This is a genomic window from Larkinella humicola (genome assembly GCF_008727875.1).
Lineage (GTDB): Bacteria > Bacteroidota > Bacteroidia > Cytophagales > Spirosomataceae > Larkinella > Larkinella humicola.
On sequence record NZ_VTWS01000001.1, the window covers coordinates 47,259 to 67,842 of the forward strand.

Annotated in this window: 18 protein-coding genes; 9 read left to right on the plus strand and 9 right to left on the minus strand. The window is 52.7% G+C overall.

Going from position 1 to position 20,584, the window contains the following annotated elements:
* Positions 1 to 140: 140 nt before the first annotated feature.
* Entirely contained in the window at positions 141 to 785 is a 645-nt protein-coding gene (locus F0P93_RS00190; protein ID WP_150874378.1) for a flavin reductase family protein, read from the plus strand.
* On the plus strand, positions 786 to 926 hold the full coding sequence (locus F0P93_RS00195) for a DUF2256 domain-containing protein (protein ID WP_150874379.1): 141 nt from the start codon (positions 786 to 788) through the stop codon (positions 924 to 926).
* Between the two features lie 12 nt (positions 927 to 938).
* Here F0P93_RS00195 and F0P93_RS00200 read toward each other — a convergent pair whose 3' ends face one another.
* From F0P93_RS00200 to F0P93_RS00210, 3 genes are all read right to left on the minus strand, one after another.
* Positions 939 to 1,583, minus strand: a complete 645-nt coding sequence (locus F0P93_RS00200) for a DUF2306 domain-containing protein (protein WP_150874380.1) — start codon at positions 1,581 to 1,583, stop codon at positions 939 to 941.
* A gap of 169 nt (positions 1,584 to 1,752) precedes the next feature.
* On the minus strand, positions 1,753 to 2,154 hold the full coding sequence (locus tag F0P93_RS00205) for a group III truncated hemoglobin (protein ID WP_114408813.1): 402 nt from the start codon (positions 2,152 to 2,154) through the stop codon (positions 1,753 to 1,755).
* Between the two features lie 22 nt (positions 2,155 to 2,176).
* Entirely contained in the window at positions 2,177 to 2,524 is a 348-nt protein-coding gene (locus tag F0P93_RS00210; RefSeq protein WP_150874381.1) for an ArsC family reductase, read from the minus strand.
* Positions 2,525 to 2,673: 149 nt separating this feature from the next.
* Between F0P93_RS00210 and F0P93_RS00215 the strand changes: the two genes are divergently transcribed.
* The 3 genes from F0P93_RS00215 (at position 2,674) to F0P93_RS00225 (ending at position 8,831) form a co-directional block, all read left to right on the plus strand.
* Positions 2,674 to 5,529 carry a family 78 glycoside hydrolase catalytic domain gene (locus F0P93_RS00215; protein ID WP_150874382.1) on the plus strand — a complete coding sequence of 952 codons (2,856 nt, stop codon included), beginning with the start codon at positions 2,674 to 2,676 and terminating at the stop codon, positions 5,527 to 5,529.
* Positions 5,530 to 5,572: 43 nt separating this feature from the next.
* Positions 5,573 to 6,856 carry an alpha/beta hydrolase family protein gene (locus F0P93_RS00220; protein ID WP_150874383.1) on the plus strand — a complete coding sequence of 428 codons (1,284 nt, stop codon included), beginning with the start codon at positions 5,573 to 5,575 and terminating at the stop codon, positions 6,854 to 6,856.
* 85 nt (positions 6,857 to 6,941) lie between these two features.
* The gene (locus F0P93_RS00225) at positions 6,942 to 8,831 is read left to right on the plus strand and encodes a YgiQ family radical SAM protein (protein WP_150874384.1); all 1,890 of its coding nucleotides are present in this window, start codon (positions 6,942 to 6,944) and stop codon (positions 8,829 to 8,831) included.
* Between the two features lie 308 nt (positions 8,832 to 9,139).
* Here F0P93_RS00225 and F0P93_RS00230 read toward each other — a convergent pair whose 3' ends face one another.
* Positions 9,140 to 10,390: a DUF2264 domain-containing protein gene (locus F0P93_RS00230; RefSeq protein WP_150874385.1), complete on the minus strand. Its 1,251-nt coding sequence runs from the start codon at positions 10,388 to 10,390 to the stop codon at positions 9,140 to 9,142.
* Positions 10,391 to 10,571: 181 nt separating this feature from the next.
* Positions 10,572 to 11,792, minus strand: coding sequence for an NADP-dependent isocitrate dehydrogenase (locus F0P93_RS00235; RefSeq protein ID WP_114408808.1), 1,221 nt, complete (start codon positions 11,790 to 11,792; stop codon positions 10,572 to 10,574).
* A gap of 169 nt (positions 11,793 to 11,961) precedes the next feature.
* On the opposite strand from F0P93_RS00235, the gene F0P93_RS00240 reads away from it, so the two are divergent.
* Both F0P93_RS00240 and F0P93_RS00245 read left to right on the plus strand, forming a co-directional pair.
* Positions 11,962 to 13,626, plus strand: coding sequence for an amidohydrolase (locus F0P93_RS00240; protein ID WP_150874386.1), 1,665 nt, complete (start codon positions 11,962 to 11,964; stop codon positions 13,624 to 13,626).
* A 6-nt stretch (positions 13,627 to 13,632) separates the two neighbouring features.
* Entirely contained in the window at positions 13,633 to 14,220 is a 588-nt protein-coding gene (locus F0P93_RS00245; protein ID WP_150874387.1) for a Crp/Fnr family transcriptional regulator, read from the plus strand.
* Positions 14,221 to 14,286: 66 nt separating this feature from the next.
* Here F0P93_RS00245 and F0P93_RS00250 read toward each other — a convergent pair whose 3' ends face one another.
* Complete coding sequence (locus F0P93_RS00250) at positions 14,287 to 14,523, minus strand: hypothetical protein (RefSeq protein WP_150874388.1); 237 nt, start codon at positions 14,521 to 14,523, stop codon at positions 14,287 to 14,289.
* Between the two features lie 242 nt (positions 14,524 to 14,765).
* Here F0P93_RS00250 and F0P93_RS00255 point away from each other — a divergent pair, with 242 nt between their 5' ends.
* Together F0P93_RS00255 and F0P93_RS00260 are read left to right on the plus strand one after the other, a co-directional pair.
* Positions 14,766 to 15,554, plus strand: a complete 789-nt coding sequence (locus tag F0P93_RS00255; protein ID WP_150874389.1) for an alpha/beta hydrolase — start codon at positions 14,766 to 14,768, stop codon at positions 15,552 to 15,554.
* 195 nt (positions 15,555 to 15,749) lie between these two features.
* Entirely contained in the window at positions 15,750 to 16,214 is a 465-nt protein-coding gene (locus tag F0P93_RS00260; RefSeq protein ID WP_114408801.1) for an Lrp/AsnC family transcriptional regulator, read from the plus strand.
* On the opposite strand, the gene F0P93_RS00265 is transcribed toward F0P93_RS00260, so the two are convergent.
* From F0P93_RS00265 to F0P93_RS00275, 3 genes are all read right to left on the minus strand, one after another.
* Positions 16,208 to 16,825, minus strand: coding sequence for a trimeric intracellular cation channel family protein (locus tag F0P93_RS00265; RefSeq protein WP_150874390.1), 618 nt, complete (start codon positions 16,823 to 16,825; stop codon positions 16,208 to 16,210). The two genes, F0P93_RS00260 and F0P93_RS00265, sit on opposite strands and share 7 nt — an antisense overlap.
* 79 nt (positions 16,826 to 16,904) lie before the next feature.
* Positions 16,905 to 17,891, minus strand: coding sequence for a nitrilase family protein (locus F0P93_RS00270; protein ID WP_150874391.1), 987 nt, complete (start codon positions 17,889 to 17,891; stop codon positions 16,905 to 16,907).
* 559 nt (positions 17,892 to 18,450) lie between these two features.
* Positions 18,451 to 20,472, minus strand: a complete 2,022-nt coding sequence (locus F0P93_RS00275) for an SUMF1/EgtB/PvdO family nonheme iron enzyme (protein ID WP_150874392.1) — start codon at positions 20,470 to 20,472, stop codon at positions 18,451 to 18,453.
* Positions 20,473 to 20,584: the final 112 nt, after the last annotated feature.

Below are 20,584 nucleotides of genomic sequence, written 5' to 3' on the forward strand. Positions count from 1 at the left end.
GTGTTGTTTATCAAGCCATAAAGGTCGTTGATCGGAGGCAGATGGAAGGTGTCAGAAGATGCGAAAAAACGATCAGAAGGCGACAGAAAACGCCAAACGAGCCCTACCTTTGACGGGCTATTTTAAAAACCAGACCGATTATGCACCTGACCAAAGCAGACCTTGAAACCACTGAGCGAATCAAACGTCTGAATATCATCAACTCCGTCACCGGCATCAAACCGGCCAACCTCATCGGATCGGTTTCGAACGAAGGGCAATCCAATCTGGCCATTTTTAGTTCGGTGATTCATTTGGGGAGCAATCCCGCCCTGCTGGGGTTCATCCTGCGGCCCGACCGGGAAGCGGGGCAGCATACCTACGAAAACATTCTGGAAACCGGTTTTTATACCATCAACCACGTTCATGAATCGTTTGCGGAACAGGCTCATTACACCTCCGCAAAGTTCAAACGGGACGAGTCGGAATTTGACAAATGCCGCTTCACGGAAGAATACCTTTCCGGTTTTAAAGCGCCTTTTGTAAAAGAAAGCAAGTTGAAACTGGGCCTGAAGTTTTTGCAGGGCATTCCGATTGAAGCCAACAACACGATGCTCATCATCGGCGAAATCGAACAGTTGATCGTGCCGGACGAAGCCGTCGATGTGCAGGGACATATTGACCTGAGCCACGTAGACGATGTGGGCATTTCGGGGCTAAACAGCTATTACAAACTGGCCAAGTTCGCCCAGTTTCCGTATGCCCGCCCGCAGAACTTACCCAATTTTTCCGGAGAAAATGATTAGATGAAAAAGCAGGATTTACCCACAAAACTCTGCCCGGTTTGTGGAAAACCGTTTAGCTGGCGAAAAAAATGGGAAACCGTCTGGAGCGAGGTGAAATATTGCAGTGAACGATGTCGGCGAAACAAAAATACCGGTTTGTAAGACGCTGCTCCTTCAGCCGTTCCAAACTACACCGGCGGTATTGGCCCGGTTTCTTCGCGATAGCCACCACTCCACAAAAACCAGATTCGGGATCCAGCACAGCCAGGCGACAATCGGATACGCCATTGAAAACGGCAGGTGAAAAACCGCCAGCTCGACGGGTAAAATGATTCGGAGTGTCACCGCCGACAGGGTGGCCGCGTAACTGCGGAACATCCACTCCTGGTGGCTGCGAATCTGGCCCTGGCGGATGGCCCGGTAGGCCCGGAACGTCGTGTAAAACCAGGCCGTAGCCAGACCGGCAAAACCCACAGCCGCCACCCAGCCCGTGCTGGCAAACCAGGCTGCGCAGAATGCGGCCACGCTCGCTACCAGGATGCTGAACACGTAGAGTTTCCCCAGTCGCCGGTGTAACCCGACCCGGCGCTGGCGGAGTTGGCGGGAGAATTGAAACGGCCCCAGACTCAGCGCAACAGCACCCAGACCAACGTGGGTGAAGAAGACCGTTCGCCAGAACAGGTTGCCCAACGGCTTGTTGGTGAGAAAACCGGGTTGGTAGCCCGGCAGAAAATAGGCCAGGGCATAGAGTGCCACCCCGAAAATCAGGAAATACCCTAACCCGGTGGCAACCTTGCTGAAGAGCGTTTTCAGAAGCATTGTGTTTTCTTAAATTACGGGTGGCAGGTTCAAATTTGTCGGGTTGTGCTGGTTCAGATTTGCAATCTGAACCCACTCTGTCGCGGATTTGCAATCCGCAGTAAGTATGGATGCTGCGGATTGCAAATCCGCGACAGAGTGGGTCGAGATTGCAAATCTCGACCAGCGATCACCCCCCCATGTGCGAATCGTTGTTGATGTACTCGAATTTATGGTTCCAGACCAACGCAATCTGCGTAGCGCGCTGGCGGGTTAGCTCGGCATTGGTTCCCTCAAAATGTTCCGTAAGCGTTTCTGAAAATAGCTTCAGCCACCGCTCAAAATGGTCGAGCGTCAGCGTATGTTGCTGATTGATGAGCAGATGGGGCCGAAACGGATGACCGTGGTAGGCGTCGTTGCCCAGAATGATGTTTTCCCAGAACGCGTACATTTTGGGTAAATGCTTCGCCCAGTCGACGTGGGCGACATCGGTAAAAATGGGGCCGATGAAGTCGTCGGCCTGTACTTTTTCATAAAATGAATCCACCAAAAACCGGATGGCTTCCGGTGAATCCAGCGTGCGTTTGCTCATCAACTCCCGGTTTTATACGTTACTACGTTGAGAACACATTTTCGTAGACTTCCGGTTTAAACCCGAGTGCAATAATCTGATTTTCTGCTTCGATCAGCGGTCGGCGAATCACCGACGGCTTGTCGATCATCAGCGTGATGGCGTCTTCCATCCGGGTTGGTTTTTCGGCCTCGGGCAGCTTTTTCCAGGTTGTTCCGGCGCGGTTCACCAGTTCTTCCCAGGGCTTCTGCGTCAGCCACTGTTCAATCGTTTTCCGGTCGATGCCCTGTTTTTTGTAGTCGTGAAACTGGTACGCAATGCCGTGTTCAGCCAGCCAGACACGGGCTTTTTTCACGGTATCGCAATTCGGAATGGCGTAGAGGGTGTACATGAATGGCGTTTATTGAGCCGCAAAAGTAGCGAATTTGCGGGTTGGAATCAGCGGTTTTGGAGAGTAGTTTGGCGGGGCGTTCCCCTTTCAGTAAAAGCTCATCGAACCACCGCGACGGGACTTTCCCGCACAGAAACGAACCCTTTGCCATGAAATGTATTCCGGTTTCTTATCACCATTCGGCGGTGATATTTTTTTTTAGTATCTTCTTTTGCCAGATATCCTTTGCGGTTCCAACCGATGTAAAGCCCGTTCATCTTCGGACGGAATACAAACTGAATCCGGTTGTGGATGCAACGACTCCCCGTTTAAGCTGGGAGCTGACGTCGGCAATCCGGGGTCAGCTCCAAACCGCCTACCAGATTATGGTGGCTTCGTCGCCGGTGTTCTTAGCCGCCGACAAAGCCGACCTCTGGAACTCCGCCAAACAACCGGGCCGCGCCACCAACCAGATCGAGTATGCCGGAAAACCGCTCTCCGCCCGGACGGTTTGTTACTGGAAAGTTCGGAGTTGGGACAAAAACGGCCAGCCGGGTCCGTGGAGTGCCCCCGCCCGCTGGGAAATGGGTTTGCTCGATCCTTCCGACTGGAAAGCGGAATGGATCGGGAATGATCTGACAGCTCTGGGCAAAGGGAAGGTGTATCATTTACCACCAGCCCCGTTTTTCCGGAAAGAAACGACCCTGAAAGCGCCTGTTAAACGGGCCCGCTTATACGTCACCTCATTGGGTTTATACGAATTCCAGATCAACGGAAAACGGGTTGGGAACGATTACTTTATACCAGGCTGGACGGATTACAACAAGCGGGTTTATTACCAGACGTATGACGTCACAGCCAATTTAAAAGCGGGCAAAAATGCACTCGGCGCTATTGTTTCAGAAGGTTGGTATGCCGGGTATCTGGGCTACGCGTTGCTGATTGGCAACCCCGTCGTGAAAAATTTCTACGGCGATGTGCCCCTGCTGAAAGCACAGCTCGAAGTGGAATATACCAATGGACAAAAAGAAACGATTGCAACGGATCAAACCTGGAAAACGAACCACGGCCCGATCCTGGAAGCAGACATTTTAAATGGAGAAACCTACAACGCCAATCTGGAATTTGAGAACTGGAGCCAAAGCGGTTTTGCCGATGCGAACTGGAAGAACAGCACCGTTTATCCAGACAAACCGGAGCGGAAACTAGAGACCTATCCCGGCAATCCAATTCAGGTTTTTCAGGAATTAAAATCAAAAACCGTCACTCCAAAATCAGGGGGACGCTACCTTTTTGACCTGGGGCAAAATTTTGCCGGCGTGGTGCGGCTGCACGTCAAAGGAAACAAAGGCGATACGATTCGCTTAAAATTTGGCGAAATGTTATTTCCGAATGGGGAAATCATGACGGAAAATTTACGGAAAGCACGCGCAACCGATACGTACATTTTAAAGGGCCGAAAAGACGGTGAAACGTGGACGCCTAAATTCACGTACCACGGTTTTCAATACGTTGAAGCGACCGGTTTTAAAACCGCTCCCAGCCTGGATGCCATCACGGGAATCGTGCTGAGTTCGGCCACTCCGCAGGCCGGTTCGTTTGAAACGGATAGCCCATTGATCAACAAGCTCTACCAAAACATCGTCTGGACGCAGCGTTCGAATTATTTTGATATTCCGACGGATTGCCCGCAGCGCGATGAACGACTGGCCTGGACGGGCGATGCGCAGGCCTACATCAAATCTGCCACCTTCAACAACGATATTGCGGCCTTTTTCACCAAGTGGCTGGTGGATTTAAACGACGCCCAGCGGGCCAATCAGGCGTATCCCTTGTATGCCCCCGCGCCCAGTGTTCGGAAAACCGATACGTATTCGCCCGGCTGGTCCGAAGCAGGTATTGTTTGCCCCTATATCATTTATAAGACCTACGGCGATACCCGCGTGATCCGCAAGTTCTGGCCCAATATGGTCGCTTACCTCCAGTTTATGGAAGCAAAGAGCAACGGCGAATACGTTTATAAAGAGCGTAGTTTTGAAGACATTGCCCCTAAAGGCGGATACGGTGACTGGCTTTCCGTCGGCAAAAAAACACCGCCCGATTTGCTGGCCTCGCTGTATTATGGCTATGTGGCTTCGTTGATGGCCGAAATGGCCAAAGCGATTGGCAAATCCGACGAAGCCGCTCATTTTGAAGGTATTTTTACGAAAATCAAACAAGCTTTTTTGAAACATTATACGGATTCAACCGGCAAGTTTAAAACGAACAGTGCCGCGTATGGCGATGGTGAAGGCTACGTAGATGGTACGATGGGTTTTGACGGTCATACGCAAACGGCGTATGCCAACGCCATTTACATGCACATGCTGACGCCGGAACACGATCAGAAAGCCGGGGACTGGCTGATGGAACTGATCAAAGCAAATGACAATAAACTCGCAACCGGTTTTTTAGGGTTAAAACCTTTGCTGCCCGCACTTTCCAGTACGGGAAACTCACAGGAAGCTTACCGATTGCTATTGAGTACCGAATATCCGTCCTGGGGTTTTGAAGTGGTCAACGGGGCCAATACGATCTGGGAACGCTGGAACAGCTACATCAAAGGCAAAGGATTTGAAAATAATTCCGGAATGAATTCATTTAATCACTATGCTTTTGGCTCCGTCAACGAATGGTTATTTGGCCATGCGGCCGGTATCAAAGTGGGCGAAGCCGGGTATAAAACGATTATGATTCGGCCGGAAATTGCCAGCGAGGGCATCCGTTCCGTGAAAGCGACGTACCATTCCATCAGCGGCCTCATCGAAAGCGCCTGGAGAAAAACCGGTTCAACCCTTACCCTGCAAATGACGATTCCCGTGAACACCACGGCAACGGTTTTTATCCCGACTACCAATCCCGCCACGGTTTTAGAATCGTCGAAATCGCTGAAAACGAATCCGGCGATCACCGTGAAGGAATTTAAAGACGGGTATTTACAACTTGAAATCGGCTCCGGCCCGTATCATTTCAAGTCCCAAAATTAAGTGCTCCAATGAACAACCCAATCTCTCTAAACCAACTCCCACCTTGAAAAACCTGCTCCTCGTTCTGTTTCTGGGCGTCAGCCTTCTGACCCACGCTCAGCCAACCACCGATGCCTTTCTGCCCGGTGACCTTCTGCCCGACGCCCCCGAGCTGGCCCCGCGCGGCCCCCACGCCGTTGGTGTTCGAACCTTGAAACTCATTCACACGGCGCAGGTCGATGTGCTGCATACCAAAGAAGGCAAAAGTCCGCTGTATGACCGGCCCTTGACGGTGGAAGTCTGGTATCCCGCCAAAATACCGGCGGGAAAATCGCAACTCGTCACCTACGAAGACGCGCTGGGCCGCGCCAACGATCCCAAACGCCCGCTGGTGCCGTTTACGTTTGGCGGCCGGTCCTTGCGTGAAGCCGATCCCGATCCGGCCGGGGGTGCCTATCCGCTGGTTATTGTGTCGCACGGGTATCCGGGTTCGCGGCTGTTGCTGACGTATCTGACGGAAAATCTGGCGTCAAAAGGCTACGTCGTGGTCGCCATTGGCCACACCGAATCGACCTATCAGGATCTGGCCGGTTTTCAGAGTACCCTGCTCAACCGCTCGCTCGACGACCTGTTTGTGCTGAACGAAATGGCGCGGCTGGGTGCCAAAAATTCCAACAGTTTTCTGAGCGGTTTGGTCAATACCGACAATACCGCCCTAATCGGCTATTCGATGGGGGGCTACGGCGCGCTCAATGTGATGGGCGCCGGGTATAGCGCGCAGGCGGTTAAGTTCTTCGGTCAGTTGGCGGGGGGCAGCACGGCCCTGCAAACCCGCACCCTGAGCGATCCTGGCTACAAAGCCTCGATTGACCCGCGTATCAAAGCTACGGTGGCGTTTGCGCCCTGGGGCATGGAGCGGGGCGTTTGGGATGCCGAAGGGCTGGCGGGTCTGACCGGGCCGACGTTGTTTGTGGCTGGCAGCAAAGACGACGTTTCGGGGTACGAAAAAGGCATTAAGGCCATTTACGACGGAGCCGTCAACGCCGACCGGTATTTGCTGACCTACGTCAACGCCCGGCACAACGTGGCTCCTAACCCACCCCCGGCCGCCACGCTGAAACCCGGCCAGCCACTCGACGATTACCAGCATTTTTCGGAACCGGCCTGGAACGAACGCCGGATCAACAACATCAACCAGCATTTTGTCACCGCCTTTCTGGGCATTCACCTCAAGAAACTCGACTACGCCAAGTACCTCGATCTGCCGGAAACCGCCACGACCGAACCGTGGGCGGGTTTTAAACCCCGGACGTCGGTGGGGCTGGAAATGCGGCATGCCAAGCCGTAGAGCAGTTGCAATCCACGATAGATTAGGGCTTTGAATGAATTATTTCGTACTTTCGATGGTTCTGAGATAGCTAATTCACGTGCTCATGATTGAAAGACCCCTGACAGACTGGTTGCCTCTGACGATGAAAGAAGTCGAAAAAAGAGGCTGGGATGAAGTTGATATTGTGCTTGTTTCAGGGGATGCTTACGTAGACCATCCGGCGTTTGGAACCGCCGTGATTGGCCGCATCATGGAAAGTGAAGGCTTTCGGGTCGCCATTATTGCCCAGCCCAACTGGAAAGACGACCTGCGCGATTTCCGGAAGTTTGGCAAGCCCAAATACTTCTTTGGCGTGACGGCGGGTTGTATGGATTCGATGGTCAACCACTATACGGCCAACAAACGCCTGCGCTCCAACGACTCCTACACGCCCGGCGGTGAAGCGGGTTTCCGGCCCGACTATGCCACCATTGTGTATACCAAAATTCTGAAAGAAATCTACCCCGATGTGCCGGTTTTGCTCGGCGGCATCGAGGCCTCTTTGCGTCGGGTAACCCATTACGACTACTGGCAGGACAAGCTGATGCCGTCGATTCTGGTGGATGCCGGGGCCGACATGCTGGTGTATGGTATGGGCGAACAACCCCTCCGTGAAATCCTGAAACTGGCGCGGCAGGGCGTGCCGTTTTCGTCGATGCGGAACATCAATCAGGTGGCTTTTCTGCACGATGCCAGCACCGAACTGCAAGAGTACAATGAGTGGAGTTCGGTTGAACTGGCGAGCCACGAGGTCTGTCTGGAAGATAAAATCAAGTACGCAGCCAACTTCAAAATTGTGGAGGTGGAGTCGAACAAGTGGCAGGCCAACCGGATTCTCCAGAAAGTGGGCGACCAGGTTCTGGTGATCAACCCGCCGTTCAAGACGATGGAGGAAGCCGAAATCGACCAGTCGTTCGATTTACCCTACACCCGCCTACCGCACCCGAAATACAAAAAACGGGGGCCGATTCCGTCCTACGAGATGATCAAGTTCTCGGTCAACATGCACCGGGGTTGTTTTGGCGGCTGTAGTTTCTGCACCATTTCGGCGCACCAGGGCAAGTTCGTTGCTTCCCGCAGTGAAAAGTCGGTCCTGAAAGAAGTCGAGGAAATTACGAAGCATCCCGAGTTCAAAGGCTACATCTCGGATTTGGGCGGGCCGTCGGCCAACATGTACAAGATGAAGGGCAAAGACGAGTCGATCTGCGCCCGGTGCCAGAGCCCGAGTTGCATTCACCCGGTGATTTGTTCGAACCTCGACACATCACACAAGCCGATGACGGAATTGTATCGCAAAGTGGACGCCCACCCCGCCATCAAAAAGGCATTTGTAGGTTCGGGCGTACGCTACGATTTGCTGGTCGATGATTTCAATAAAAACAATCAGGATGGCAACCACGACGAATACATGGAGCAACTGGTTACGCGCCACGTTTCGGGCCGGTTGAAGGTCGCGCCCGAGCATACGTCCGACGATACGCTGCGGGTGATGCGAAAACCGTCGTTCAAGTACTTCAGGCTCTTCAAGGAGAAATACGACAAGATTCAGGAAAAATTCAACCTCAAGCAACCGCTGATTCCGTACTTCATTTCGTCGCACCCCGGCTGTGAAGAACAGGATATGGCTAACCTGGCCGCCGAAACCAAAGACCTCGGCTTCCAACTCGAACAGGTTCAGGACTTTACGCCCACACCAATGACGGTGGCCGAAGTGATCTATTATTCCGGGGTTCATCCGTACACGCTGAAACCGGTGAAAACCGCGAAAACCCGTGAAGAAAAAAAGAACCAGAATAACTATTTCTTCTGGTACAAACCGGAATACAAAAACTGGATTCGCGACCGGCTGACCAAGCTCAACCGCCCGGATTTGCTCGAACGACTTTTGGGAAGCGCTAAAAAAGAAAGCACCAACAAGTATACCGGGAATTACAACGGCCGGAAGCGGAAGTAAAGCGGTTGCCTGCTGCAGCCTATTCGTCAGGTAATCCCGAAAAACCGACCTAGCCTAAAGGCCATTTTTGCAGCAGTTTTATGAATTCGATCACCATTTTACCCCGAAGGGGTTTTCTGTCAATAGCTACGCAGGCCCAGTCAGTGGTATAAGCCCCGACAGGGGCGGCCTCAAACACCGAAATAGCCATTAGAACGCCCCGCCTGGGGCTGAAATGACGAAGAATAAGATGGTCTCTATTGACAGAAAACCCCTCCGGGGTAAGCCTGTCCATTGACTTTTCTGCTAAAGATCTTGTCTTAAATGAGTCACCTCAAATCGACGCTATGGTCATTCGGAAAATCTTCGCCACTCCAGATGCGCTGTGAACTCCATTTGGCCGGCGCGTCGGCCCAGAACGGGTCGGAATCGGGCAAGCCGAGGGGCAGGAAAAGAGCGGTGCAAAGGTAGGGACTGCCCTGGTTGTTGTACACGTCGGCAATGTCCGGCTGTGACCCATACAGCCCGAGGGTTAACCAGCCGTTGCGATAAGTCGAAGGACTCTCCAGTGTTTTTGTCAAAACCGCCGTCAGGGCACCGCGAACCTGCGCCGGTTTCAGTTGTTCCGGCAGGGCTTTGCGCCAGGCCATGTCTGCCAGGTGATGAAAAGCCGCTCCCCGGTAAATGATCGAACGACCCGTCGCGGGAAAGGTGCCATCCGCGTTAATTAATCGCTCCTGAATCACGGCATAGCGTTCATTGCGCTTCTTTATTTTCAGCGTCATGTCTTTGTATGACCCGTTTTTCCCGTTAATAATCCCGGAAATCGCAGCCAGATAGGGCTGCATGACGTAACTGTTGTAGTAGTCGAACGCAAAGTGCGTGCCGTCGGAATACATCCCATCCCCTACATACCACTGCTCCAGTTGTTGCAGGGCATAATCCACCCGCATGGGGTCCCATTCGTAGCCGTATTTACAAAAAAAGGCTTCGGTCATCGCCGAAAACAGCAGCCAGTTCGAGAAACCGGGGCGGTACCGGCGGGTCGTTTTAAATCCGTTGACCAGGCGGTTTCGGGTAGTCGCATCCAGGTTTTCCCAAAGCCAGGGTGCCCTTACGAACGCAAAAGCCAGAAAAGAGGCATCGACCAGTTGCTGGGCGGCCACATCGAACCGCATGTAATCGTTCTTCGTCGAATCCAGCGCGTTCGAAAGCCCTTGCAGCGTCCACTGCCGGTATTGATTTCGAAGGGCCACCTCTTCCGGTGTTCCGCCTTCCAGTTGCAGCCAGGGCGCCATGCCACTCAAGACCCGACCCAGCACTTCCAGATACTGCACCTGAATCCGCTGCGCCTTGTTGTCGACCCGTTGGGAAGTGATCTGGGGCATCACGATGCGGAGGCTGTCGTGCGCCAGACTCCGCAAAACCGGGCGAACCATTTTGTCCATTTCGGCCAGCCAAAGCTGCCGGTCGGTGATCAACGGAGCTTTTTTGACAGCGTTTTTTTTTTGCGCAAAACCGGGATTGGCCAGCGTCGCCAGCAGCAGCAGGACGAAACAGGTAGCGGTGTTTCTTTTCATAGAGAGGGTGCTAAAGGAAGAATACCGGGATTGTGCAGGCCAGTAGGCTGGAAAGTTACAAATCCGGGCGTTGTAAGCACAAAGCGAAATAAACAAAATAGAAATAAAAAAATAGACCTGTCAGGTTTTTGAAACCTGACAGGTCTATTTTTTTATTTCTATTTTGTTGGTACCCTACCGATTAACCCAGTTTCACTTTCAGATTCTGATCCAGTGCTTCCAGGAAATCTTCGGTATTGAGGTAGTGTTCACCAGCGACGAGTTTGGTGCCGCTCGGGAACGCCGACAACGCCAGATCCTTCGTCATTTTCCCGCTTTCAACGGTTTCAACACACACTTCTTCCAGCGCCAGGCTGAAGTCGATCAGCGCCTGGTTGCCGTCCAGTTTACCCCGGAAAGCCAGACCACGCGTCCAGGCAAAAATCGAGGCAATCGGGTTGGTCGAAGTCGGGTTGCCTTTCTGGTGTTCGCGGTAGTGGCGCGTAACCGTCCCGTGAGCCGCTTCCGCTTCCATCGTTTTGCCGTCGGGCGTCACCAGTACAGACGTCATCAAACCGAGTGATCCGAAACCTTGGGCTACAGTATCCGACTGAACGTCACCGTCGTAGTTTTTACAGGCCCAGACAAAGTTCCCTTCCCACTTCAGGGCCGATGCCACCATGTCGTCGATCAGGCGGTGTTCGTAGTGAACGCCTTTCGCCTTGAATTCGGCTTCGTAAATTTCCTGGAAAATATCCTTGAAACGACCGTCGTATTTTTTCAGGATCGTGTTTTTGGTCGACAGGTACAGCGGCCAGTTTTTCTGCAACGCCATGTTGAAACACGCATGGGCAAAACCCCGGATGGATTCGTCCACGTTGTACATGCCCATGGCCACACCCGGCCCCTGGAACTGGTACACTTCGTATTCCTGCACGGTGCCGTCTTCGCCTTCGAACTTCATCGTCAGCTTGCCTTTGCCCGGCACCAGAAAATCCGTCGCCCGGTATTGGTCACCGAAGGCATGACGACCGACGATGATCGGGGCCGTCCAGTTGGTGACCAGACGCGGCACGTTTTTGATCACGATGGGTTCGCGGAAAACCGTACCGTCCAGAATGTTCCGGATGGTGCCGTTCGGCGATTTCCACATTTGTTTCAGATTGAATTCTTTGACACGGTCTTCGTCGGGCGTGATGGTGGCGCATTTGATACCGACACCGTATTCTTTGATGGCATTGGCGGCATCGATCGTTACCTGGTCGTTGGTCTCATCGCGGTATTCTACGCCCAGATCGTAGTATTTAATGTCAACATCGATGTAGGGTAGGATGAGTTTGTCTTTGATAAACTTCCAGATAATTCGGGTCATTTCGTCACCATCCAGTTCGACAACCGGATTTGCCACTTTAATTTTCTCCATTTGTTTTCTATCAATCAAGTGAAACGATACAGGAAATCAGCCGCAAAGGTAACAATTCTGCCAATACCGGGAAATGAAAGTTAACGAACAAAATAGAATGCACTTACGCGTTTATGCCGTATATTTAAACGCTTTACCGACTAATCTTCAAATAAAATTTGGCTATTCCATGAAAAACTTTACAAAAATCATTTTTTTGCTTCTGGTGACGCCAACGTTACTTTTAGCACAATCGAAAAAAGCCAAGGCTCCCGACAAACTCGAGCGCCTGAAACAGGAAGCCGTCGCCGACATCGACAAGCGGAAAGACCAGGCGCAGCAGATCAATGACATGCTGTTCAGCTTTTCGGAACTGGGTTTTCAGGAAGAAGAAACCTTCAAATACCTGACGACCTTGCTCGAAAAAGAAGGATTTAAGGTACAGAAAGGCATTGCCAACATGCCAACGGCCTGGATTGCAACCTGGGGAAGCGGCAAACCCGTCATCGCCATTGGTTCCGACGTCGACTGCATTCCGAAAGCCAGCCAGAAACCGGGGGTGGCCTACCACGATCCGCTGGTCGAAGGCGCACCGGGCCACGGTGAAGGCCACAACTCCGGTCAGGCCCTGAATATCGTAGCGGCTCTGGCCGTGAAGCAATTGATGGAGCGCGAGAAAATACCGGGTACGCTGATGCTCTGGCCGGGAGTAGCCGAAGAATTGGTCGGCGCCAAAGCCTTCTACGTCCGCGACGGTTATTTCAAGGATGTGGATGCCTGTATTTTTACGCACGTCGGCAACAACCTCGGCGTTTCGCACGGCGATGCGGGAAACAACGGACTGGTGTCGGTGAAATTTACGTTTGAAGGACAGGCGGCCCACGCAGCTGGCGCACCCTGGCGGGGCAAAAGTGCGCTGGATGCCGTCGAACTGATGAACATCGGCTGGAATTTCCGGCGCGAACACCTCGAACTGACGCAACGGTCACATTACGTCATTTCCGACGGTGGTGACCAGCCCAACGTGGTGCCCTCGAAAGCCGCCGTCTGGTATTATTTCCGTGAGCGGTCGTACCCCAAAATCAAGAAACTTTACGAAACCGGTGTCAAAATTGCGGAAGGTGCGGCTTTGATGACGGATACGAAGTTTACCTACGAAATCCTGGGATCAGCTTGGCCGGGACACTTCAACAAACCGATTGCCGAAGCCATGGACGCCAACATCCGGAAAGTAGGACTGCCGGTTTGGTCCGAAGAAGACCAGATGCTGGCCAAAGCGTCGCAGAAAGAATTGCAGGCCCCAAAAGTGGAAGGGCTGGCGATGAAACTGGACAGCATGAAATCACCCTCGGCACCAACCGCCATGATGGGTGGTCAGGTGATGACATCCATGGGGGGCGGCTCCGACGACATTGCTGACATTTCGTGGTCGTTGCCGACGGTCGTACTGCGGTATCCGTCCAACATTCCGGGCTTGCCGGGTCACCACTGGTCGAATGCCATTTCAATGGCAACGCCGATTGCCCACAAGGGCGTGGTAGCCGGTGCCAAAGCCGAGGCCATGACGCTGCTGGACATGTTGCTAAAGCCCGAAATCATCAAAAATGCCTGGGACTATTATACCAAGGAGCAGACCAAGGAGATCAAATACACGCCCCTCATTTCGACGAAAGAATACCCGGCCGTGTATCTGAACAAGGAAATCATGACAAAATTCAAGCCGGAATTGAAGAAATATTACTACGATCCGACCAAATACAAAACCTATCTGGAGCAGTTGGGCATCAAGTACCCCACCCTGCGCGACGACCAGCGAGCGGAATTGATGAAGGAAAAAGAATCGAAAGGAAAGTAACCGGCCATGACGGAAATCGATTTACTGGGGTATGCCCTGAACCAGTTTGCGGGAATGGACGAGGAAGCCTTTGCCTTGTCCATCCCCTATTGGCAAAAGAAACACTACCGGAAAGGCGAGTTTTACAATGAGTACAAGAATGTCTGCAAACACCTCGGTTTTATTCTGGACGGGGTTTTCAGGACGTATTATGTGAATGAAGAAACCGCTGAAGAAAAAAACGTTTTCTTCTTTACGCAGAACCAGATCGTCGTTTCCTACAAGAGTTTTGTCAACCAGACGCCCTGTAATTATTACACAGAGTCGATGGTCGATTCCACCATTCTGTACATTCACATCAACCACATCAACCAGCTCTACGCGCAATCCCAACCGTGGGAGCATTTCGGAAGGCTGGTGGCCGAGCGGGCGTTTAACTTGGCCATGGACCGTGCCGAGGATTTCCTGTTTAAAACACCGGAACAACGGTACCTGGAATTGATTGAACAACACCCCGATCTCTACAACGCGATCCCGCTCTACCACATTTCTTCGTACCTCGGGATTCAGGGGCCGTCGCTGAGCCGCATCCGAAAAAGAATGGTCGGGCGTTGACAACGAGGTAATTCCCCAATCAACTTTTTAAATAAAGTGCGTATCAATCACTGATTAGGAATCGATTCAGTGCGTATTGGAAATCAAGGCCCGGGCTTTTATGCGAGACACATGGGACGCATCCGGGTCTGGAATAAAGTACTCGTGTTCGTCGACCCATTCCGCCGATTGCACAATGCCGGCCGTTATACCCAGCCCTGCTGCAATCAGGCCACCAAGCAGACTCAAGATACCACTACCGGCGATGGAAGCCAGAACGAAGAAGAGGGCCAGGGCGGCCAGAGCAAGGGTTGGTTTTCTCATGGCAATAAGCAGGGTTGGTGGTGTGAATGCCCGTCATTCGGTTTTCTATAAGATTGGACGAAGAAAGTTGGAACAAGTCACGTGTTCCGGTAAAAAATTTGGGTTGTTTGCTCCGGAAAGTTTTTTCGCCCGCTTTCGCTTTCTTAACCTGGGTTAAAAATAGTAATCGCGATCCTGCCGAATTTTGTCCTGTTCAAATCGCTGAACGACAAACGAAAACATACCTTCTAAACGATACGATCATGAAAGCCAGTAAAACCAAAACCGTCCTGTTTGTTACCGGAGCCTTCGTCGCCAACAGTGGCTGGGATGAATGGAAAGCCTATTTCGAAAGCAAAGGCTATCAAACCCTCGCCCCGGCCTGGCCCTACAAAAACGGCACGGCAGCCGAGCTGAGAAACCGCCAGCCAAACGACACCGACCTGGCCGCCCTGACCCTGGGCGAACTCGTTGACCACTACGCGGCTATCGCCAAAAGCCTGCCCGAAAAACCGATCATCATCGGACACTCGCTGGGCGGTCTGATCACGCAGATTCTGGTGAGCCGCGATCTGGCGGCAGCCGCCGTCGCCATCCACTCCGTGCCGCCACAAGGCGTTTTTCCCTACGAATTTTCGTTTCTGAAAGCCGGCTGGAAAGCACTCGGGTTGTTTACCTCGCTCAAGAAAACCTACCTGATGTCTTTCAAAGACTGGCAGTATGCTTTCGTGAATAACATGCCGCTGGCCGAGCAACAAAAGGCATACGACGAAAACACGATTCCGGAATCGAAAACCGTTGCCCGCGGGGGGCTAACCAGTGCCGCCAAAGTGGATTTTGCCAAACCGCACGTTCCCCTCCTGCTCACCTCCGGCGAAATCGACAACATCATCCCGGCCCATTTGAACTACCGGAATTTCAAAGCGTATAAGCCTAACGGTTCAGTACTGGATTACAAGGAATTTCCAGGGCGTAACCACTACGTGCTGGGTCAACCGACCTGGAAGGAAGACGCCGATTATATTCTGGACTGGCTCACCAAACACGTCTGATCAGATTGTCTGATGCCCGCTGCCTATTCTCATCAAGTACCGAAGCCGTCTACATTGTTGTTGAACGATAGTTCGACAGACTTTTTTTAGGAATTTGTCAAATAAATCAGTTAATTCTATTGCGATACGATAGATGATAAGATAGTATTGCTGAATGGAACCCGTTTAGGAATTGAAAAAAGAAAAATTTTCGGCATGGAACAACTGGATGAAATTGACAAAAAACTGCTGCGGCTTTTGCAGGAAGACGCGAAACTAACCACCAAAGAACTAGCCTCCCAACTGGGCTTGACCCTCTCACCGGTTTACGAACGGATCAAACGGCTGGAAGGTCTCGGTTTTATCAAACAGTATGTGGCGGTTTTGGATAAAAACCTGCTGGGCCAGCCAATTACTACGTTTTGCCAGGTATCGATGCGGTATCACGACAAGGCTTTCATCAACAAGTTTGAAGAAGAAATCAAGAAGCTGGTTGAAGTCCAGGAGTGTTACCACATGGCCGGACAAGTCGACTTCCTGCTGAAAATCCACGTCGGCAGTTTAGACGAATACCACAATTTCGTAAAATACAAACTGTCTGAAATTGAGAACATTGGCACCCTGAACAGCACGTTTGTGCTGAAAGAAATCAAACGCAATCTGGGCTATCCGATTCACTGATTGTCGATGCGGGGCAATGACCAGCCTTTCCGGATGGCCAGCAGACGAATCAGGGTAATGGATCCGGCGGAAAGCAGGAAATTAAGGGTTGGGTCGAGTTCCAGCGTATGGCCGATCAGGTAAATGATGGCTCCGGCCAGGCAGGCGGTAGCGTAAATCTGCCGGTCGAAAATCAGGGGCAAATCATTCACCAGCGTATCCCGCAAAACGCCCCCGAAAAGTGCCGAAATCATTCCCAGCAGAATGGCGGCCCAGTGGTTGACGTCCAGACTCAGGGCTTTTTGCATGCCGAAAATGGTGTAAATGCCGATGCCCAGCGTATCGAAGAACAGCAGTGCGTTGCGAAGTTTTCCCAGCCACCACCGTCGGCCTAAAACCGCAACACCGACGCTGCCCATGATCACGATCAGGTAATTCGGGTCCCTGATCCAGGCGATGGGGTAAGCTCCCATCACCACATCACGCAGGGTACCGCCACCGGTAGCCGTCAGGAAGCCAATAAAAAAGATACCGAATAAATCATGGTACATTTTTTTGCTCAAGGCCGACAGGGCGCCCGAAATGGCGAAAACACTCGTCCCGACGAGGTCAATGAAATACCCGGTTGTCATGTTTCAAAGGAAACACTTTTCTGGCATATCCTGCGAAATTTATCCGGTTTCAGTGTCGATCAAACGTGTGTCTCAACGATTATTTCTCCGGCAAAAAACCGCCGGATGGGTTTTCCAATGAGGTATTGAGCCAGACGACTTTTTGTTCCGACTGGTGTTCCTGCCCGATAATGTCCCGGTAGAGTTCGGGTCGGCGGGCCAGTTTGTAGCGATAACCGCCCGCCAGCGTCAGCTTTTCCGGGGTGCAAACCGCCATCGCCAGGTCATTGCCGAGCGTCCGGCATTCGGCCAGCACATCGCCAAATGGGTCGATAATCATCGAACAGCCGTTCTTGAGCTGATCGTCGTCCATGCCAATCGGGTTGGAAAAAACCACGTAAATGCCGTTGTCGTAGGCCCGGGCCGGGAGCCACTTCATCAACCAGGCGCGGCCTTTCATGCCGTCAAATTCGAGCCGCAGCGAGGTTGGATCCTGCTCCCGGTTTTCCCAGAGCACCGGATCGACAAACCCGGCGCCGGGGCGGGTCGAGGGCGTGCCCATCGTGACGTGCGGCATGAAAATGATGTCGGCGCCCAGCAACGTGGTGGCCCGGACATTCTCGATGATGTTGTTATCGTAACAGATCAAAATGCCACATTTCCAGCCCTTGATCTCAAACACGACGTATTGATCACCCGGCAGCAGGTGCGGATTGATAAAGGGATGGAGTTTGCGGTATTTGGCAACCAGCCCGTTTTCATCGACGCACACGTACGGCTTATACAGGCGGTTTTGGTCGTCTTTTTCAAACAAACCGGCCAGAACCACAATCTGGTGTTCGCGGGCAATTTCGGTCAGCGCCCGAACGCTGTCGCCGTCCGGTACGGGTTCGGCCAGTTCCAGCATCTGTTCCCGCGACAGGTGCCGGGCGTGGGTGTAGCCGGTAATCGAGCATTCGTGAAAAGCGATCACATCGGCACCCTGTTGGGCTGCCTGCGCGGCTAACTGGCGGATAATCGAAAGGTTATAGTCCTTATCACCGTTGCGGTGTTCAAACTGGGCGGTGGCAATGCGAAGCGGTTCCATCCCGCAAAAGTAAAACGAGAATCCAGTTTCGGCTAATGAATACCGCCCCCATTTATCAGAATTCAAGAAATACCCGTTCGGTTTGTTGCCCCGTTAGGGGCTCCACAGCGTAGCGTCGGTAGTCAACACGGTTTTGTTACGTTTCCGCGTACCTCACGGTACGCGACCACCGTCTTGCTTAAATAGTTGCGTACCTGACGGCACGCGGGAAGGGGAAAAATCACCTTATCTACCGACGCTGCGCTGTTCAATCCCTCCGGGATTTTTGGATTTAATCCTGTTGTAGCTGTGGGTTTATTAATCTAAACAAAATAAACGCCGAATTCATATTTGGCTTATCAGCCCACAGCTTTAGCTGTGGGTATAGCGAAAATTCTAACTATTACCAAAACCGTTTCAACGGTTTTACCGGCCAGCAAACCGTTAAAACGGTTCCGGGACGATTCGGTTTCGTTTCAACTTCCCACAGCTAAAGCTGTGGGCTGATAAACATTCAATCCGGCGTTTATTTTGTTTAAATCAATTAACCGCCGAATCACGGGATAACCGATCTGGTATATTACGGCTTGGCCGCTTCCTGCACCATCTTCTGCTGCAACCACGCCAGGTTGAACCGGTAGTGAATGCTGCTACTAATCAGATGAATCAGATTGTCAGGCGTTTGCGTAAGGGCCAGATACCCGCGCGGTTCGGCATTTGTTGCGTTCATTTCGAAGGCCCCTGTCCAGGCTCCGCCGTTGAGGTAGCGGTATTTCCCGTCGGTTAACAGCTTCTTCACCGGCCAGGTTTTGCCTTCGTCGTAGGAAAGAGCGGCATACATGCCGTAGCCTTTGAACGGTTTTCCGCTGGCATCGGTAAATACCATGCCTTTCTTGGTTTCGTCGGGTTCTTCGGGGTGGTGCGTAAACGCAATCAGCATCAGTGGGCCTTCGTTCAGCCGGTAGAAAATCAGCCGTTGCCCACCCGCAATCGGCGGAAACTCCGAGGGCGAATAGGTCCAGGTTTTGCCCATGTCCTTCGATAAACTCATCGGCATTTTTGCGATTCCGTCTGCCCCGGAAACGTTATCGTTGCGGCCAAACGCCATCAAACTGCCGTCTTTCAACTGCGTCACCCCCGCGTGAATCCCGGCAATCAGTCCGCCCGATGCGCCGGTTTTGTACTCCGGTTTTTGCGGATCGGTATAGGGAGCCACCCAGGTTTTGCCGCCATCCTTGCTGACGTGCACCGCCGTTCCGCCTGACGAACTGGGATCAGCATCACAGGCCTGCACCAGCCAGCCTTCTTTCGTCTGAAACAGCCCGGCAATCACCTGATGCCGTTTTTCGTGTTCCGGGGCCACCAGTTGCGGGGCCGACCAGGTCGCGCCGTTGTCGCGGCTGATGCGCAACACCATCGCCAGATTCTGCCAGTCTCCGCTGGCTTCGACGCCGTTCATGTGGTACATCGTTCCCTTGCCGTCGTGAAAAAGCGAGCTGCCGGTCATGTTTCGATCCGGCACTTTGAAAAATTCGGAGGGCGCATCCCAGCGCGTCTGACCGGCGCGCAACCGACTGGCCACCACCGTCATTTCACGCCCGGATTCCCGCTCGGTCGAAAACCAGATCGCCAGCAAATCCCCGTTGGGACACCAGCTCAGGGCGGGTTGGTGGTTGTGCGAATAATACGTCACCCCGGCATCACAAGCCGGTTTGTTGGCGTAGCGAATCGGTTCCAGAAAAACCGGCTGCAAAGGCGACACGGTTTTCCACGAAAACGGTTTTTGGGCAACGTTCTGCGCGTGGGCTTTGGCCGGCAGGGCCGGAAGCGGCTGACTGACCGGTTTTTCGGCCTGCACGACCCGAAAGCCCACCAGCCAGTGTTTGTCGTCGGGAATCATGCCCAGGCGGTTGGTCGCCCGCAAATAGTTCATCGGGGTGCCGTGGCTGCCTCCGCGCGTCACTCGGAACAAACCGGCAGCCCGGCCGACGGGGTCGCGCTGTTCGGCGGCTTCGTAGGGGCCATACCAGTCCGAGCACCACTCTTCGACGTTGCCGTGCAGATCCTGCAAGCCCCACGGATTCGCGGGATTTTGCCCCACTTTCAATGATACCACCACCGGCGTCCGGTCGGTTTTCTGGCTTTTCTGGTAGCTATTGGGTAAAAACCGGCCCGTCGAAAAGTCGGTAACGGTTCCGGCATGACAGGCGTATTCCCACTCGGCTTCGGTGGGTAACCGATACGGTTTGCCTTCTTTTTTGCTCAGCCAGTCGCAGAAAGCCACCGCTTCGGCGTAGTTCACAAACACCACCGCTTCGTCATCTTCCTTGGAAAAACCGGCTTTGCCGCGCAGCTTTTTATGTTCAGGGTCGAACGCTTCGTATTGCGCATTGGTCACCTCGGTGGCCGCCATCCGGAACGGTTTGCTGATCGTCACGCGGTGTACCGGTGCTTCGTCGGCGTTTTCGCCTTCGCCCTCCGACCCCCTATAATACCGCCCGGCGGGAATAGTCACCAGCTTCATGCCGACGGTATTGGTCTCCTGGGCGAAGGCGGTTTTTGAAAACAGAAGGCAGAGGAGAATGAGACGGCTTGGTTTCATACGGACTTAAGAATTTGGGAAATAAGGCTTCATTGCTCGATAGGAACACGGATTGAACGGATCAAAACGAATTACAATCGGTGTAAATCCGTTTTGATCCGTTCAATCCGTG

Bases quoted from the DNA above. Each gene is read 5' to 3' on its own strand.
- F0P93_RS00265 (WP_150874390.1), bottom strand. From the start codon at position 16,825: ATGACAACCGGGTATTTCATTGACCTCGTCGGGACGAGTGTTTTCGCC.
- F0P93_RS00270 (WP_150874391.1), bottom strand. From the start codon at position 17,891: ATGGAACCGCTTCGCATTGCCACCGCCCAGTTTGAACACCGCAACGGT.
- F0P93_RS00200 (WP_150874380.1), bottom strand. From the start codon at position 1,583: ATGCTTCTGAAAACGCTCTTCAGCAAGGTTGCCACCGGGTTAGGGTAT.
- F0P93_RS00235 (WP_114408808.1), bottom strand. From the start codon at position 11,792: ATGGAGAAAATTAAAGTGGCAAATCCGGTTGTCGAACTGGATGGTGAC.
- F0P93_RS00260 (WP_114408801.1), top strand. From the start codon at position 15,750: ATGGAACAACTGGATGAAATTGACAAAAAACTGCTGCGGCTTTTGCAG.
- F0P93_RS00205 (WP_114408813.1), bottom strand. From the start codon at position 2,154: ATGAGCAAACGCACGCTGGATTCACCGGAAGCCATCCGGTTTTTGGTG.
- F0P93_RS00245 (WP_150874387.1), top strand. From the start codon at position 13,633: ATGACGGAAATCGATTTACTGGGGTATGCCCTGAACCAGTTTGCGGGA.
- F0P93_RS00225 (WP_150874384.1), top strand. From the start codon at position 6,942: ATGATTGAAAGACCCCTGACAGACTGGTTGCCTCTGACGATGAAAGAA.
- F0P93_RS00190 (WP_150874378.1), top strand. From the start codon at position 141: ATGCACCTGACCAAAGCAGACCTTGAAACCACTGAGCGAATCAAACGT.
- F0P93_RS00250 (WP_150874388.1), bottom strand. From the start codon at position 14,523: ATGAGAAAACCAACCCTTGCTCTGGCCGCCCTGGCCCTCTTCTTCGTT.
- F0P93_RS00210 (WP_150874381.1), bottom strand. From the start codon at position 2,524: ATGTACACCCTCTACGCCATTCCGAATTGCGATACCGTGAAAAAAGCC.
- F0P93_RS00230 (WP_150874385.1), bottom strand. From the start codon at position 10,390: ATGAAAAGAAACACCGCTACCTGTTTCGTCCTGCTGCTGCTGGCGACG.
- F0P93_RS00255 (WP_150874389.1), top strand. From the start codon at position 14,766: ATGAAAGCCAGTAAAACCAAAACCGTCCTGTTTGTTACCGGAGCCTTC.
- F0P93_RS00275 (WP_150874392.1), bottom strand. From the start codon at position 20,472: ATGAAACCAAGCCGTCTCATTCTCCTCTGCCTTCTGTTTTCAAAAACC.
- F0P93_RS00195 (WP_150874379.1), top strand. From the start codon at position 786: ATGAAAAAGCAGGATTTACCCACAAAACTCTGCCCGGTTTGTGGAAAA.
- F0P93_RS00240 (WP_150874386.1), top strand. From the start codon at position 11,962: ATGAAAAACTTTACAAAAATCATTTTTTTGCTTCTGGTGACGCCAACG.
- F0P93_RS00215 (WP_150874382.1), top strand. From the start codon at position 2,674: ATGAAATGTATTCCGGTTTCTTATCACCATTCGGCGGTGATATTTTTT.